Source organism: Pseudomonas sp. LBUM1672, assembly GCF_059695655.1.
Genome location: NZ_CP166781.1, coordinates 3,332,040 through 3,347,070 on the forward strand (window position 1 = coordinate 3,332,040; position 15,031 = coordinate 3,347,070).

The 15,031-nt window shown below is 61.2% G+C and carries 14 protein-coding genes; 9 read left to right on the top strand and 5 right to left on the bottom strand.

Annotated features, from left to right (window positions below; genetic code table 11):
• Positions 1–91: 91 nt before the first annotated feature.
• The gene (locus tag ACA053_RS15110; protein WP_497392952.1) at positions 92–1,330 is read left to right on the top strand and encodes an acyl-CoA dehydrogenase family protein; all 1,239 of its coding nucleotides are present in this window, start codon (positions 92–94) and stop codon (positions 1,328–1,330) included.
• Positions 1,331–1,536: 206 nt separating this feature from the next.
• A complete protein-coding gene (locus tag ACA053_RS15115; RefSeq protein ID WP_109631768.1) occupies positions 1,537–2,316 on the top strand; it encodes a TSUP family transporter in 780 nt (259 codons plus the stop codon).
• Here ACA053_RS15115 and nudC read toward each other — a convergent pair.
• The 3 genes from nudC to ACA053_RS15130 all read right to left on the bottom strand — a co-directional run bounded on the left by nudC (position 2,284) and on the right by ACA053_RS15130 (position 4,924).
• Positions 2,284–3,114, bottom strand: a complete 831-nt coding sequence (gene nudC / locus ACA053_RS15120; protein WP_497392953.1) for an NAD(+) diphosphatase — start codon at positions 3,112–3,114, stop codon at positions 2,284–2,286. The genes ACA053_RS15115 and nudC overlap by 33 nt on opposite strands.
• A 6-nt stretch (positions 3,115–3,120) precedes the next feature.
• Positions 3,121–3,933, bottom strand: a complete 813-nt coding sequence (locus ACA053_RS15125; RefSeq protein ID WP_461959001.1) for a crotonase/enoyl-CoA hydratase family protein — start codon at positions 3,931–3,933, stop codon at positions 3,121–3,123.
• Between the two features lie 217 nt (positions 3,934–4,150).
• Positions 4,151–4,924 carry a class I SAM-dependent methyltransferase gene (locus tag ACA053_RS15130; protein ID WP_497392954.1) on the bottom strand — a complete coding sequence of 258 codons (774 nt, stop codon included), beginning with the start codon at positions 4,922–4,924 and terminating at the stop codon, positions 4,151–4,153.
• A gap of 127 nt (positions 4,925–5,051) precedes the next feature.
• On the opposite strand from ACA053_RS15130, the gene ACA053_RS15135 reads away from it, so the two are divergent.
• The 5 genes from ACA053_RS15135 to pncA are packed head-to-tail and all read left to right on the top strand — an operon-like array spanning position 5,052 to position 8,168.
• Positions 5,052–5,612 (top strand): cytochrome b, encoded by a 561-nt coding sequence (locus ACA053_RS15135; RefSeq protein WP_497392955.1) that lies wholly within the window; start codon positions 5,052–5,054, stop codon positions 5,610–5,612.
• Between the two features lie 27 nt (positions 5,613–5,639).
• Positions 5,640–6,173, top strand: coding sequence for a tetratricopeptide repeat protein (locus tag ACA053_RS15140; protein ID WP_497392956.1), 534 nt, complete (start codon positions 5,640–5,642; stop codon positions 6,171–6,173).
• Between the two features lie 12 nt (positions 6,174–6,185).
• The gene (locus ACA053_RS15145) at positions 6,186–6,725 is read left to right on the top strand and encodes an RNA polymerase sigma factor (RefSeq protein ID WP_178082307.1); all 540 of its coding nucleotides are present in this window, start codon (positions 6,186–6,188) and stop codon (positions 6,723–6,725) included.
• Positions 6,722–7,489 carry an anti-sigma factor family protein gene (locus ACA053_RS15150; RefSeq protein ID WP_497392957.1) on the top strand — a complete coding sequence of 256 codons (768 nt, stop codon included), beginning with the start codon at positions 6,722–6,724 and terminating at the stop codon, positions 7,487–7,489. Before ACA053_RS15145 ends, ACA053_RS15150 begins: the two co-directional genes overlap by 4 nt.
• Positions 7,490–7,538: 49 nt before the next feature.
• Positions 7,539–8,168, top strand: a complete 630-nt coding sequence (gene pncA, locus ACA053_RS15155) for a bifunctional nicotinamidase/pyrazinamidase (RefSeq protein ID WP_497311628.1) — start codon at positions 7,539–7,541, stop codon at positions 8,166–8,168.
• A 165-nt stretch (positions 8,169–8,333) separates the two neighbouring features.
• Here the strand turns inward: pncA and ACA053_RS15160 are convergent, their stop codons facing one another.
• Entirely contained in the window at positions 8,334–9,635 is a 1,302-nt protein-coding gene (locus tag ACA053_RS15160; RefSeq protein WP_497392959.1) for an ATP-binding protein, read from the bottom strand.
• 4 nt (positions 9,636–9,639) lie between these two features.
• Positions 9,640–10,341, bottom strand: a complete 702-nt coding sequence (locus tag ACA053_RS15165; RefSeq protein ID WP_109631796.1) for a response regulator — start codon at positions 10,339–10,341, stop codon at positions 9,640–9,642.
• 295 nt (positions 10,342–10,636) lie between these two features.
• On the opposite strand from ACA053_RS15165, the gene ACA053_RS15170 reads away from it, so the two are divergent.
• Both ACA053_RS15170 and ACA053_RS15175 read left to right on the top strand, forming a co-directional pair.
• Entirely contained in the window at positions 10,637–11,794 is a 1,158-nt protein-coding gene (locus ACA053_RS15170; RefSeq protein WP_109631799.1) for an efflux RND transporter periplasmic adaptor subunit, read from the top strand.
• A 14-nt stretch (positions 11,795–11,808) separates the two neighbouring features.
• The gene (locus ACA053_RS15175) at positions 11,809–14,904 is read left to right on the top strand and encodes a multidrug efflux RND transporter permease subunit (protein WP_497392961.1); all 3,096 of its coding nucleotides are present in this window, start codon (positions 11,809–11,811) and stop codon (positions 14,902–14,904) included.
• Positions 14,905–15,031: the final 127 nt, after the last annotated feature.

Genomic DNA, 15,031 nt, shown 5'->3' on the forward strand with positions numbered 1-15,031 from the left:
ACAGCGACCATGTCGCGCAAAACCTGGCCTGAAGCGCCAGGCATGGTCCGTGCAATCCCTCCTTGCCATTCACTGCCCAAGGAACCCTCCCATGACCGAACACCAGATCATCAACCCTCTGTCCATTGGCACTGACTATGAGGCGTTGGCCTCAAGATTCCGCCCGATCTTCCAACGCATCGCCGCCGGCGCTGTGGGGCGAGAACAGTCCCGCAGCCTGCCCTTCGAGCCGATTCAATGGCTCAAGGACGCCGGCTTCGGCGCCGTACGGGTGCCGGTGGAATATGGCGGTGGCGGCGCGTCCGTGCCGCAACTGTTCGAATTGCTGATCGAACTGGCCGAAGCCGATTCCAATGTGCCCCAGGCCCTGCGCGGGCATTTCGCCTTTGTCGAGGACCGCTTGAACTCGTCTCCGGGACCGGGCCGGGATTTGTGGTTCAAGCGCTTTGTCGACGGTGACATCGTTGGCAATGCCTGGACCGAAATTGGCAGCGTGGCCATCGGCGACGTCATCACCAAAGTCTCGCTCCACGGTGATCAATGGCGACTCAATGGTGAAAAGTTCTACAGTACCGGCAGCCTGTTTTCCGACTGGATCGACGTGTACGCCCAGCGTAGCGACACCGGCGGCGATGTGATTGCCGCGGTCCGCACCCGCCAGCCCGGGATCGTGCAGAGCGATGACTGGGACGGTTTCGGCCAACGCACCACCGGCAGCGGCACCTCGCGGTTTATCGACGCCGAAGTGGACGCCGAGAACATCATCGACTTCGCCACCCGCTTCAAATACCAGACTGCGTTTTATCAACTAGTGTTGCTGGCCACCCTGGCCGGGATCGGCCGCGCGGCATTGCGCGACGTGGCGCATCAGGTGCGCGAGCGCAAACGCATTTACAGTCATGGCAATGCTCAGCATGTCAGCCAGGATGCCCAGGTTCAGCAAGTGGTCGGGGACATCGCGGCATGGGTGTATGCCGCAGAAGCGAGTGCCTTGAAGGCTGCGGAACCGGCGCAACGGGCGTATCTGGCGCGGTTTTCGGGTGATGAAGTGCTGGAGCGGGCAGCGAATGTCGCGGCGGAAATCGAGTCGGCCAAGGCACAGGGGGTGGTTTCCGAGCTGATACTGCGGGCGACCACCCAGTTGTTCAATGCGCTGGGGGCTTCGGATGTTCGCGAGGGGAAATCGCTGGATCGGCATTGGCGCAATGCGCGGACGGTGTCGTCGCACAATCCGCTGATCTACAAGGCGCGGATTGTCGGGGACTGGACGATCAACGGGACCGAGCCGCCGTTTGTATGGCAGATCGGGAATGGGCCTTCCAGCCAGTGATGTAGCGTCTGGAAGTCAGTCATCGCGGGCAAGCCTCGCTCCTACGGGATTGTGGTGATCACAAACTGGTCGGACGACATAAATCCCGTAGGAGCGAGGCTTGCCCGCGAAGAGGCCAGACCAGTCGCCGCAGAAGTCGGATATAGGTAAGATATCGGCCCTTCCCCGCAGCCCCTTGCTGCACCCCGCCGAATAAGCAGATTTCCATGCCTTTCGAACTCAGCGTTGACCTCACCACTCTGGCCATTCTGGCCTTCGTCGCTTTCATTGCCGGTTTTATCGACGCCATTGCCGGCGGTGGCGGTCTGCTGACCACTCCGGCGCTGTTGACCGCCGGCCTGCCGCCGCACCTGGTGCTGGGCACCAACAAACTGAGTTCGACTTTCGGCTCCGCCACCGCCAGTTTCACCTTCTACCGCCGCAAGCTGTTCCATCCAAGGCAGTGGGTGCACGCCATCGTCGGCACGCTGGTCGGTGCGCTGACCGGCGCCGTGGTCGCGCATTACCTGCCCGCCGAATGGCTGAACAAAATGCTCCCGGTGATCGTGTTCGCCTGTGGCCTGTATTTGTTGTTCGGCGGCACGCCAAAAGCGCCGCTGGACAGCGACGCACCGATCAAGAAAAAGTGGCAATCGACCCAAGGCTTCAGCCTCGGTTTCTACGACGGCGTGGCCGGTCCGGGCACCGGCGCGTTCTGGACCGTCAGCAGTATGCTGATGTATCCGATTGACCTGGTGAAGGCCAGCGGCGTCGCGCGCAGCATGAACTTCGTCAGCAACATCGCGGCGCTGTCGGTGTTCGTGTTTTCCGGGCAGGTGGACTGGATCATCGGCCTGAGCATGGGCCTGTCGGTGATGGTCGGCGCGTTCTTCGGGGCTCGCACCGCCATCAGCGGCGGCGCGAAGTTTATTCGCCCGGTGTTCATCACCGTGGTGCTGGGCCTGACCGTGCGGTTAGCCTGGCAACACTGGTTCAGCGTGGCCTAAGCGCCGCGCCACGTAGACGTCGATGAGGTAACGGGCAATCGAGCGCGACGCCGGCAAAGGCGGCAACTCATGCACGTTGAACCACTGGGCGTCTTCGATCTCGTCTTCCTGGCAGACAATCTCGCCGCCAGCGTATTCGGCGTGAAAACCGAGCATCATCGAGTGCGGGAACGGCCAGCACTGGCTGCCCAGGTACTGGATGTTCTTGACCTCGATCTGCACCTCCTCGCGCACTTCGCGAATCAGGCAATCCTCGGCTGACTCACCGGGTTCGGCAAACCCGGCCAACGTGCTGTAGACCCCAGTCACAAAGCGCGGCGAACGGGCCAGCAGCACTTCATCACCCCGGGTCACCAGCACAATCATGCTCGGCGAGATGCGCGGGTAATAACGCAAATCACACGGCTCGCAGTACATCGCCCGTTCACGGGGCACTTGCGCCGCCGCCTGGCCACAGTTGCCACAAAAGCGATGCTCGCGGTACCAGGTGCCAATCTGCGCGGCATAACCGAGCACCTTGTACACCGTGTGATCGCCGTCAAGCATGAACGCCCGCAGGCCTTTCCAGTTGCAGCCCGGCACGTCGCTGTGACTGCGCAATTCCAGCAGATAGACCGGTTCGCCATCCAGGTGACCGATGCCATGCTCGGCCAGGATCGACAGGTCCTGGCGCTTGAGCCATTCGCGAGGGAACAGCGCGCCATTGTCATCGAACAGAAAGCCTTCGGGGCTGCGGGCCACGGCCCAACCGCCGGGTTGATCGGTGTCCAGTACTGCAGTGGTCCAGCGTGAAGTCATGTTTAATCAATCCAGAAATTCGGGTTTCTGTTTGCTCATATGGGCGGCCATGGCCACGCGCAAATCGGTGGATTGCAGCATGGCAGCGTTCCAGGTGGCGACGTATTCGAGGCCGTCGTCGATGCGGTGGTCGCGCATGTAGCTGATCATCTCTTTGGTGCCGGTGACCGCAATCGGCGACTTGCTGGCGATTTCCCGGGCAATGCCCATCACTCCGTCCAACAGGCTGGCATTGTCGCTGTAAACGCGATTGACCAGACCGATGCTGCGCGCTTCCTCGGCGCCGAAGGTGCGACCAGTGTAAGCCAGTTCACGCAGCATGCCGTCACCGATGATCCGCGGCAAGCGTTGCAAAGTGCCCACGTCGGCGGCCATGCCGATGTCGATTTCCTTGATCGAGAATTGCGCGTCTTCAGCGGCGTAACGCATGTCGCAGGCGGCAATCAGGTCAATGGCGCCGCCCAGGCAATAACCCTGAATCGCTGCCAGCACGGGCTTGCGGCAATTATCGACGGCATTGAAGGACGCTTGCAGGGCGAGGATTTTGCGACGCAGCAGGCGCGCATTGCGGCCGACGTCCTTGCCCAGTTCATTGGCCACCCCGGCCAGCATCATCAGATCGATGCCGGAGGAAAAGTGCTTGCCGGCGCCACTGAGCACCACCACCCGGGCTTCGTCGGTGTCGTCGATCCACTGGAAAATCTCGATGATCTCGCTCCAGAACGCGGCGTTCATCGAATTGATCTTTTCCGGGCGGTTAATCTGCACATGGGCGATTTTATCGGCCAGTTCAACGGTGAACGCGGTGTACTGAGACATGGCAGTGATCCTTTACCGGGGTAGAAATGAGGCCCGGACTATAACAAGGCATCAAGGTGGGGAGTAAGGCAGTGGTTCGGCCAAAAGCGGGACTGGCTCATGAATCTTAAGTGGATGGGCCGGCCTCTTCGCGAGCAAGCCCGCTCCCACAGGGGATTTGTGAACGTCACAGATCCCCTGTGGGAGCGGGCTTGCTCGCGAAGGCCGCACCGCTGAATCAACTGCCCTTCACCGCCACAAACGCCACAGTTTCATACGGCACGGTCACCACATCCTTCCCGCGCAACTCAGGTTCCCCGGCTATCAACGCGTGCAGCTGTTCATCCACGATCTTGCGCTGCTCTTCAGGCAACGCCGCAATAAAACTGGTCGAGCGCACCCGATTGAAAATCACATCCTCCGGCGCTCCCGTGTGCCCATGGCTGAAATGCTGCGCCTGCAACGGCCCGAACGCCGGATGAGGAAAGGCCCGACGCCAGGCTCCCGTGTAATAGCGCGGCGTATCGCCTTCCAGCGCATTGACGATCGCATCCAGTTTCGGCACCCAACTCACCTTGGTGTCCCGCCGGTTCCACACCAGGCCCAGCTTGCCGCCGGGCTTGAGGACCCGGGCGATTTCGGTCAGCGCTTCGGTGCTGGCAAACCAGTGAAAGGCCTGGGCGCAGACCACCACATCCACCGAGGCATCGGGCAGTGGGAGATCCGTCGCCGTGCCACTGACTGCCAAAACGTCCGGGAAGGCCAGCGTCAGTTTTTCAAGCATCTGCGCCACCGGCTCCACCGCAATCACCTGCGCGCCGGTCGCCACCAGTCGTCCGGTAAATTTACCGGTGCCCGCGCCCAAGTCGATGACGGTGGTGTCCGCATTCAAACCCAGGGTCTCGCTCAGCCACTCGGCCACTTGTGGTGGATAATCCGGCCGCCCGCGTACATAAGTGTCGGCGGCGGTTTTATAGCCCGCGGCGGCAGAATGATGGACCTGATCTTTCATGACAGTGCTCCCGATCGACAACGAATGCTGTCGAGCATAGCGCCTCGATTTGCGCTTTCCCTGCCAAAGAAATGAATAATTGTTCACCCTGCGGTGTTCTCCAATCAACACTCCATGAGAATTGCCCGTGAACAACCTGAACCCCAATTCACCGCCCCGTTACGACCGCCTCACCATGAGCCTGCACTGGCTGACCGCCCTGCTGGTGATTGGCCTGTTCGCCAGCGCACAGGTCTGGCAGCAACTGGAAAAAGGCACGCCGCTGCGCAAGGAATTGCAGGCGCTGCACATTTCCTGCGGCATCTTGTTGGCCGTGATCGTGATCGGCCGACTGCTCTGGCGCCTGTCCCGTGGGCGTCGGCTGCCATCCGCCAACCGGGGCGTGATGAATATGCTCGCGACGACCGCGCACTGGGCGCTCTATGCTTTGTTGTTGAGCCAGATTGTGCTGGGTTTCGTGTTTCGCTGGGCTCAGGCAGAACCGTTCAACTTTTTCGGCCTGTTCGATGTCCCAACTCTGCTGACGTTCGACAAAAGCATGCGTTCGGTCTTCGGCGGCCTGCACGAACAAGTGGCTTGGGCCATCATCATACTGGCCGGTCTCCATGCGGTCATGGCACTGGTTCACCATTACGGCTTGCGCGACAACACCTTGCGCCGGATGCTGCCCGGGCGTGGTTCAAACTGAAATGAATTCAACTGCGGAGCCTTGTTCATGAACATCCGTCTTGCTGTTTTCGCCGCCGCCCCGCTGTTGCTTGCCGTGGCATTGTCCGGCTCGCTGGCCCTGGCCGATGGCGACGATGACGCCCCTGCCAAACCCAACTGCCCCAAAGGCCAGGTTTTCGACACCAAGTCGCAGAAGTGCGTGATGCAGACCAGCAGCCTGGTTCCGGACGCCGACCGCACCGATTACGCTTATCGCCTGGCCAAGGACGGTCGTTACGAAGAAGCCCTGGCGCTGCTCGACACGCTCAAGAATCCCAATACCGCCAAGGCCCTTAACTATCGTGGCTACGCCACGCGTAAACTGGGGCGCACCGACGAAGGCATCGGTTATTACCTGCAATCGGTCAAACTCGATCCTCGGTATGCGCAAGTGCGTGAATACCTCGGCGAGGCCTACGTGATCAAAGGTCGGCTGGACCTGGCGCAAGAGCAGTTGCAGCAGATCAAATCGATCTGTGGCAGCACGTGCGAGGAATACCAGGACCTGGCCGACGCCATCAACGATTCATCGAAAACCTGACACACCGAACAGATGGAGGTCGCCATCGCCAGCGATCAGACAATACGAGCAGAACTGGGCCAGCATCTGACGCGTTTATGGCGTTACGGCCTGCTGCTGTCCCGGCAACGACATGTCGCCGAAGACCTGGTGCAAGCCACCTGCGTTCGGGCGCTTGAACGTGCCGGGCAGTTTGTCCCAGGCACTCGCATGGACCGCTGGCTGTTGAGCATTCTGCACTCGATCTGGCTCAACGAAGTGCGCTCCCGGCGGGTGCGCCAGGGACAGGGCCTGGTCGATGCCGATAGCCAGTTGTCGTTTGACGGTGAATCCGTGGCGCAGACCCATGTGCTCGCCGCCCAGGTCATCCGCCGCGTCGACGCTCTGCCCGAGGCCCAACGCGAGACGGTGTACCTGGCGTATGTCGAAGGCTTGTCGTATCGCGAAGTCGCCGATGTGCTTCAAGTGCCCATCGGCACCGTCATGAGCCGCCTCGCCACTGCCCGGGTGAAGCTGGCGGAATATCCGCCGCTGCACACAGTACCGAACCCTTTCACGGGAGAACGTCGATGAACGACCGAACGACACCCACGGACGAGCAACTGGTGGCGTACCTCGACGATCAACTTGATGCCGACCAGCGCACCCGCATCGACGCGGCCATTGCTGAAGACTCGACACTCAACCTGCGCCTGCAATGGCTGGCCCGCAGCAGCCTGCCGTTCAAAGAAGCCTACGACGAACTGGCTCAGCAGGCGCCCGTCGACCGCTTGCAGTCGATGCTCGACACCTTACCCACACCTGAACGCCCGGCCCTGAATCGACGCTGGTTCCTTGCCGCTGCGGCGAGCCTGGTGGTGGGCGGTGTGGTAGCGGATCGTTTGTTTCTTGGCTGGCAAATGAGCCAGGAAAAGAGCAATTGGCGGGGCCTGGTCGCCGACTATATGTCGCTGTACGTGCCGCAAACCCTGGAGCACTTGCCCGTCGACGAAGCTTCGCAACGGGCGCAATTGCGCACCATCGACGCGCGTCTGGGCCTGAACCTTACGCCTGCGCAACTGGCCCTGCCTCGGTCCGAATTGAAGCGTGCGCAAATCCTCGAGTACGACGGCATGCCCATCGCGCAGATTACTTATCTGGATCCGTCGCATGGTCCGATAGCCTTGTGCGCCAAGCGCTCCAACAGTGGCAGCCGGCATTTCACCCATGAGATTCGGCACAGGATGAACGTGGTGTATTGGGCGGACATGGAGCACGCGTGGATGCTGATCGGGCATAACCCGGCGGCGGAACTGGAGAGCATGGCGAAGTTATTGCGCAGCCGACTTAGCGCGTGAGCGAAGTTGTCCTATGCTTGGCGTCCGTTTTCCAAGGAGGAACCTAACCATGCCCAACGCTTCTCGCACAGCCTTGCTGGTCATCGACGTACAGAACGACTTCATTCCCGGCGGCCAACTGCCGGTGCCTGAGGGTGACCTGATCGTGCCCTTGATCAACCGACTCGGCGGCCAGTTCAAACAAGTCATCATCGCCCAGGACTGGCACCCGCCGGGCCACGCCTCGTTCGCCTCCAGCCACCCTGGCCGCCAGCCTTACGATGTGATTCAGTTGCCTTACGGCGCGCAAACGCTGTGGCCGGACCATTGTGTTCGGGCGACGACCGGGGCCGAGTTGCACAAGGATCTGGACCTGCCCCACGCACAATTGATCATCCGCAAAGGCTGTAATCCGGACATCGACAGTTATTCGGCGTTTCTGGAAGCGGATCGCACGACTACCACCGGGCTGGCCGGCTATTTGAAAGAACGCGGCATCGACACCGTTTACCTGGTCGGACTGGCACTGGATTTTTGCGTGATGTTCTCGGCGCTGGATGCACGGGCGGCAGGGTTCAATGCGTTTGTGGTGATGGATGCGTGCCGGGCGATTGATCTGGACGGATCATTGGCAGCGGCGATCGAGCGGATGCAGGTGGCTGGGGTTGGGTTGATTTCCTCCACTGAAGTACCGGGCTAACCCCCTGTAGCAGCTGCCGTTGTGGTGAGGGGATTTATCCCCGTTGGGCTGCGAAGCGGCCCCCAGCGTCCGTTCAGACAGACCGAGTTGTCTGGATTTACGACTGCTTCGCAGCCGAACGGGGATAAATCCTCTCGCCACAGGGCAGCTGCTACACCACGTGCGTCAGGCTGAGGTGGGGAGCCACAATCGGAACCGTGCACCACCCAACGGCGACGATTCGACGGTCAGCGTGCCGCCCTGCGCTTCCAGCGCTCGACGGCTGATCGCCAGCCCCAGGCCAAACCCACCCGTTGCCCGGTCGCGGCTGCGGTCCAGTCGATAGAACGGTTCGAATATCCGCTCGCGTTCATCATCGGGAATACCGATGCCGTCGTCATCGACCCAGATTTCGCAACCCTTCGCGCACACCTGCACGCCAATCTGAATGCGCTTTTCGCAGTAGCGCATCGCATTGCGCAGCAGGTTTTGAATCGCGCGAGCGGTCAGTCGCGGATCCAGCACAAAGCGTTCGAGCTGCCCATGCAGCACTACATCGATCACGATGTCCGGCGATTCCAGCTCTTCATCGACGCTGCCCAAAATACTGTCGATAAACTCATCCAGCGACACTTCGACCTGCTCCGGCAGCCGCGCCGGGTTTTGCAGGCGGCTGTAGGACAGCAACTCCAGCACCAACTCGTCCAGTTCACGAATGTGCGCGACCAGCCCTTGCAGGCGTTCGCGGCTGGCGGCCGGCAAGTCGTCGGACAGCGCCAGGGCCAGGCCGAAGTCCAGCCGCGTCAGTGGCGTGCGCAGTTCGTGGGAGACGGCGTTGAGCAGGTCGCGTTGCTGGTTGAGCAGGTTTTCGATATCGCCGGCCATGGTGTCGAAGACGTTGGCCAGGCTGCCGATGTTGGAGTGCGGGGAAATCTGCGTGCGCTCGTCGAGGTGGCCTTTGCCGAAGCGTTCGGCGGTGCCTTTGAGGCGTTCCAGGTCGCGCCAGTGCGGGCGCAGCCACAGCAAAAGGCAGGCGAGCATCGTCGCGCCAATCAGGACGTTGATGCTCCAGTACAACAGGCTGACGTCCATCGGGTCCGGCGGCACGACCATTTGCACGACCGTCGTCTTGTTCAACGGCGCCACGGCCAGGGTGCGCCAGCCCCAGTCGCCGATGCGCACGACGTTCTCGCCACGCTGCAAACGCTGGCGTTCATCGAGGGTGAAATCGGGGTCGTCATGGCGGGTCAGGACGATGTGCAGCGGCGCGAATTCCTTGTCCATCTCGCTCGCCAGCGCCGGCCACTGCGCTTCGGGCACGGCGTGGAACTGTTTGACGATGAGGGTTTGCAGCCCGCGCGAATAATCGAGGTTGTAGGTGACAAACCGCTCATGGAATACCTTGATCACCAGGTCCGGCATCAGGTAGATCGCCGCGCTGTACGAAACGATCATCACCAGGTAGAGGCGAAACAGGATCCTGAACATCGTCTCAGCATTCCCACTCGGAACGGCTGAACAGGTAGCCCTTGCCCCACACGGTCTTGATCTTGCGCGCCTCGCCCGCGTGGTCGTCGAACTTGCGCCGCAACTTGGAAATCGCCACGTCCACCGAGCGGTCGGTGCCGTTGAATTCGATGCCGCGCAGGCGTTGCAGGATCTGGTCGCGGCTCAGCACTTCGCCGGCATGCCGGGCCAGCACCACCAGCAGGTTGTATTCGCCGCTGGACAGTTCGACCAGTTGTTCGCGCCAGGTCACGGTGCGCTCGGACAGGTCGATGCACAGGTTGCCCATGAGGATGCGGTCGTTGGCGGTCTGCGGTTCGCTGAGGCTGCTGCGGCGCAACAGCGTGCGCACGCGGGCCAGCAACACGCGGGGCTCGCAGGGTTTGGTGACGTAATCGTCGGCGCCCATTTCCAGGCCCAACACCTGGTCGTGGCTGTCGTCGCGGGCGGTCAGCATCAGGATCGGCAATGTCGCCGAATCCGCCCGCAGCAACCGGCAGACTTGCAGGCCATCGAGCCCCGGCAGCATCAAGTCGAGGATCACCAGGTCCGGCGGATTGACCCGCGCCCGCTCACGCACGTGGTCGCCACGGCTGATCACACTGACGCAATAGCCATTGCGCTCCAGGTAGCTGGCAATCAGTTCGGAGAGCGCGGTGTCGTCTTCGACCAGGAGGATGTTGGGCATGGGGTGTTTCCAGAAAGTGCAGTGGCGCCTGTCAGGCCGCCATCGCTAGCAGGCTAGCTCCCACAGGGATTTGATGTGAGCACAGATTTTGTGAACATCCCCAATCTACTGTGGGAGCTAGCCTGCTGGCGATGGCGGTATGACCGTCGCAAAAAGTTTCAAGCGGCCAAGGATATACGCCCGCGCCCGCCCGTGAGTAAAACCCTTACACAATTTCACACAGCACCAACAAAGCTTCACCGCTACTCTCCTCGCCTCCCCGTAGGATGCGGGCAGTCATTATTGGGGTATTTACATGTCAAAGAACCTGCTTGCCAAGCTCAGCCTGATGGCTTTGGCATTGACACTAAGCGCTTGTGACAAGTCCTCAAGCGCCGAAGAACAGGCGCCTCTGGCCACGGTCCGCGTCGAAACCATCGAAGCCCGGCCCTTGTCGATCACCAGCGAATTGAGCGGGCGGATTGCCGCGCCACGGATTGCCGAAGTGCGTGCACGGGTTGCCGGCGTCGTGTTGCAACGCGCCTTTCGCGAAGGCAGCGACGTGAAAAAAGGCGACGTGCTGTTTCGTATCGACCCGGCGCCGTTCAAGGCAGACCTGGACAGCGCCGAAGCATCCTTGCGCAAGGCTGAGGCCAACGCCTTCCAGGCCAAACTGCAAGAACAGCGTTATGCCCAGTTGATCGAAGGCAACGCCATCAGCGGTCAGGATTACGACAACGCCCGGGCCAGCGCCCGGCAAACCGCCGCCGACGTCGCCGCCAACAAAGCCGCCGTGGACCGGGCGAAACTCAACCTCGGTTACGCCACCGTCACCGCGCCGATTTCCGGGCGCATCGGCCGTGCGCTGGTGACGGAAGGCGCACTGGTCGGGCAGAACGAAACCACGCCACTGGCACTGATTCAGCAGCTGAACCCGATTCACGCCGACCTGACCCAATCAACCCGCGAACTCAACGACCTGCGCCGCGCCTTCCGCTCAGGCCAATTGAAAGAAGTGGGCCAGGGTCAGGCCAAGGCCACGCTGATTCAGGATGACGGCAGCCTCTACCCGCTGCCGGGCAAATTGCTGTTCACCGACATTACCGTCGACCCGGGCACCGGCCAGATCATCGTGCGCAGCGAATTCCCCAACCCGGACCTCGATTTGCTGCCGGGCAGCTTCGTGCGGGTGCGCCTGGAGCAAGCGGTGAACCAGCAAGGCATCAGCGTTCCGCAACGGGCCATTCAGCGTGACAGCGCCGGTATCGCCCAAGTGCTGGTGCTCGACGCCGAGCAGCGCATCGGCCAGCAACCGGTCGAACTGGGCGCGGTGCAGAACGATCGCTGGATCGTCACTGGCGGCCTCAAACCCGGCGACCGCATCGTCACCGAAGGCCTGCAACACGCCAAGCCCGGTGAAAAAGTCCAGATCGACAACACCCCTCTTCCACTTGCCCAGGTTTCTGGTCAGTAAGCAGGACGCTTTTTATGCCGCAGTTCTTTATCGATCGCCCGGTGTTCGCCTGGGTGGTTGCCTTGTTCATCCTGCTGGCCGGCGCGCTGGCCATTCCGCAATTGCCGGTGGCGCAATACCCCGATGTCGCGCCGCCGCAGATCGAAATCTACGCCGTGTATCCTGGCGCCTCGGCGCAGACCATCGACGAGAGCGTGGTCAGCCTGATCGAGGAAGAGCTCAACGGCGCCGATCATCTGCTGTATTTCGAATCCCAGAGCAGCCTTGGCAGCGCCACCATCAAAGCCACTTTCCAGCCGGGTACCAACCCTGAAATGGCCCAGGTTGATGTGCAAAACCGCTTGAAAGTCGTGGAGTCGCGTCTGCCACAAGCGGTCAATCAGCAAGGCTTGCAGGTGGAGAAAGTCTCCGCCGGTTTCCTGTTGCTGATCACCCTGACCTCCAGCGACGGCAAGCTCGATGATGTGGCGCTCAGTGATTATCTGGCGCGCAACGTCATGAACGAGATCAAGCGTCTCGACGGTGTCGGCAAGGCCCAACTGTATGGCGCCGAACGGGCGATGCGCATCTGGATCGACCCGCAGAAGCTGATCGGTTTCAACCTGACCCCGGCCGACGTCAACGCCGCCATCGTCGCGCAGAATGCTCAGGTCTCGGCCGGCAGCATCGGTGATTTGCCGACGCGCACCACCCAGGAAATCACTGCGACCATTCTGGTCAAAGGCCAATTGTCGACGCCGGAAGAGTTCGCCGACATCGTCCTGAAAGCCAATCCCGACGGTTCCACCGTCCGGATCAAGGATGTGGCGCGAGTCGAGATCGGCAGCCAGGAATATCAGTTCGGCACGCGCCTGAACGGCAAGCCGTCCACCGCCGTCAGTGTGCAGTTGGCGCCGGGCGCCAATGCCCTGAGCACCGCGACCCTGGTGCGGGCGAAGATGGATGAACTGGCGCGCTATTTCCCGGCAGGCGTCGAATACAAGATTCCGTACGACACTTCACCTTTCGTCAAAGTCTCGATCACCAAAGTGGTTTACACCCTTGGCGAGGCGATGCTGCTGGTGTTTGCGGTGATGTTCCTGTTTCTGCAGAACATCCGCTACACGCTGATCCCGACGCTGGTGGTGCCGGTGGCGCTGATGGGCACCTTTGCGACCATGCTGGCGCTGGGCTTCTCGATCAACGTGTTGACCATGTTCGGCATGGTGCTGGCCATCGGCATTCTGGTGGACGACGCCATTGTGGTGGTGGAGAACGTCGAGCGGATCATGGCCACCGAGGGCCTGTCGCCCAAAGAGGCGACGCGCAAAGCCATGACGCAGATAACCGGGGCGATCATCGGCATCACCCTGGTGCTGGTGGCGGTGTTCCTTCCGATGGCGTTCATGCAAGGTTCGGTTGGGGTGATTTACCGCCAGTTCTCGCTGTCGATGGCCACCTCGATCCTGTTCTCGGCGTTCCTTGCTCTGACGTTGACCCCGGCGTTGTGCGCGACGCTGCTCAAGCCGATTGCCAAGGGCGAGCACCACGAGAGAACCGGTTTCTTCGGTTGGTTCAACCGTGGTTTCGAGCGGTTGACCGCGCGTTATCAAGGCTGGGTCGCCTATGCGCTGAAACGCACGGGCCGATATCTGCTGATCTACGGCGTGCTGCTAATCGGGCTGGGCTTGTGCTTCAGTCGCCTGCCCTCCTCGTTCCTGCCGGTTGAGGACCAGGGCTACACCATCACCGACATCCAACTGCCACCGGGCGCGAGCAAAAACCGCACGGTGCAGGTCGTCGAGCAAATTGAAGCGCACAACGCCACGGAACCGGGTGTGGGCGACAGCACGGTGATTCTCGGCTTCAGTTTTTCCGGCAGCGGGCAGAACGCCGCACTGGCATTTACCACGCTCAAGGATTGGTCGGATCGGGGCAGCGACGACTCGGCAAGTTCCATCGCCGACCGCGCCAACATCGCGCTGAGCCAGATCAAGGATGCCGTGGCCTTCTCGGTGCTGCCGCCGCCGGTTGACGGTCTCGGCACCTCCAGCGGTTTCGAGTTTCGCTTGCAGGACCGTGGTGGCCTGGGTCATGCCACGCTGATGAAAGCGCGCAGCGAATTGCTCACCGCCGCCGAGAAAAGTCCGATCCTGATGAACGTGCGCGAAAGCGCGCTGGCCGAAGCGCCGCAGGTGCAGCTGGAAGTAGACCGCAAACAGGCTAACGCGCTCGGCGTATCGTTTGCCGACGTGGGCAACGTGCTGTCCACGGCGGTCGGTTCGGCCTACATCAACGACTTCCCCAATCAGGGACGGATGCAACGGGTGGTGGTCCAGGCTGAAGGCGATCAGCGCAGCCAGGTCGCCGACCTGCTGAAGATCCACGTGCGTAACGATGCCGGGAAGATGGTGCCGTTATCGGCGTTTGTTCAAGCGAAATGGATTCAGGGGCCGGCGCAATTGACCCGTTACAACGGCTACCCGGCGATTGCCATTTCCGGCGAGCCATCACCCGGTCACAGCACCGGTGAAGCCATGGCGGAAATCGAGCGGCTGGTTGCGCTCGGCCCGGCGGGGTTGGGTCAGGAGTGGACCGGGTTGTCATTGCAGGAACGTTTGTCCGGCAGTCAGGCGCCGATTCTGCTCGGCTTGTCGCTGCTGATCGTGTTTCTGTGTCTGGCGGCGTTGTATGAGAGTTGGTCGATTCCGACGTCGGTGCTGTTGGTGGTGCCGCTGGGTGTGCTCGGCGCCGTGCTGGCCGTGACCTTTCGCGGAATGCCCAACGACGTGTTCTTCAAGGTCGGGCTGATCACCATCATCGGACTGTCGGCGAAGAACGCGATCCTGATCATCGAGTTCGCCAAGAGCCTTTATGACGAAGGCCATGATCTGATCGACGCAACCTTGCAAGCCGCCCGCTTGCGTTTGCGGCCGATTGTGATGACTTCACTGGCGTTTATCCTTGGCGTGGTGCCGTTGGCGATTGCCACCGGAGCCAGTTCGGCGAGCCAACAAGCGATCGGCACCGGGGTGATTGGCGGGATGATCACGGCGACACTGGCGGTGGTGTTTGTGCCGGTGTTTTTTGTGGTGGTGATGAAGTGGGTGAAGCGCATGAATAAAGGATGAATACCGCCCTAGCGGGTGACAACAATAGTTTTCACCCGCCGAACACAAGTCTGGTCTCAGCCAGAAAAAATCCACTTCAGTTATAAAAAACAGGAATCTTACACCTGTTATATCTGACAGTTACTAA

Excerpts from the sequence above, each read along its gene's own strand:
- ACA053_RS15110 (WP_497392952.1), top strand. The coding sequence starts at position 92 with ATGACCGAACACCAGATCATCAACCCTCTGTCCATTGGCACTGACTAT.
- ACA053_RS15125 (WP_461959001.1), bottom strand. The coding sequence starts at position 3,933 with ATGTCTCAGTACACCGCGTTCACCGTTGAACTGGCCGATAAAATCGCC.
- ACA053_RS15170 (WP_109631799.1), top strand. The coding sequence starts at position 10,637 with ATGTCAAAGAACCTGCTTGCCAAGCTCAGCCTGATGGCTTTGGCATTG.
- ACA053_RS15165 (WP_109631796.1), bottom strand. The coding sequence starts at position 10,341 with ATGCCCAACATCCTCCTGGTCGAAGACGACACCGCGCTCTCCGAACTG.
- ACA053_RS15150 (WP_497392957.1), top strand. The coding sequence starts at position 6,722 with ATGAACGACCGAACGACACCCACGGACGAGCAACTGGTGGCGTACCTC.
- ACA053_RS15175 (WP_497392961.1), top strand. The coding sequence starts at position 11,809 with ATGCCGCAGTTCTTTATCGATCGCCCGGTGTTCGCCTGGGTGGTTGCC.
- ACA053_RS15145 (WP_178082307.1), top strand. The coding sequence starts at position 6,186 with ATGGAGGTCGCCATCGCCAGCGATCAGACAATACGAGCAGAACTGGGC.
- nudC (WP_497392953.1), bottom strand. The coding sequence starts at position 3,114 with ATGACTTCACGCTGGACCACTGCAGTACTGGACACCGATCAACCCGGC.
- ACA053_RS15160 (WP_497392959.1), bottom strand. The coding sequence starts at position 9,635 with ATGTTCAGGATCCTGTTTCGCCTCTACCTGGTGATGATCGTTTCGTAC.
- ACA053_RS15115 (WP_109631768.1), top strand. The coding sequence starts at position 1,537 with ATGCCTTTCGAACTCAGCGTTGACCTCACCACTCTGGCCATTCTGGCC.
- ACA053_RS15140 (WP_497392956.1), top strand. The coding sequence starts at position 5,640 with ATGAACATCCGTCTTGCTGTTTTCGCCGCCGCCCCGCTGTTGCTTGCC.
- pncA (WP_497311628.1), top strand. The coding sequence starts at position 7,539 with ATGCCCAACGCTTCTCGCACAGCCTTGCTGGTCATCGACGTACAGAAC.
- ACA053_RS15130 (WP_497392954.1), bottom strand. The coding sequence starts at position 4,924 with ATGAAAGATCAGGTCCATCATTCTGCCGCCGCGGGCTATAAAACCGCC.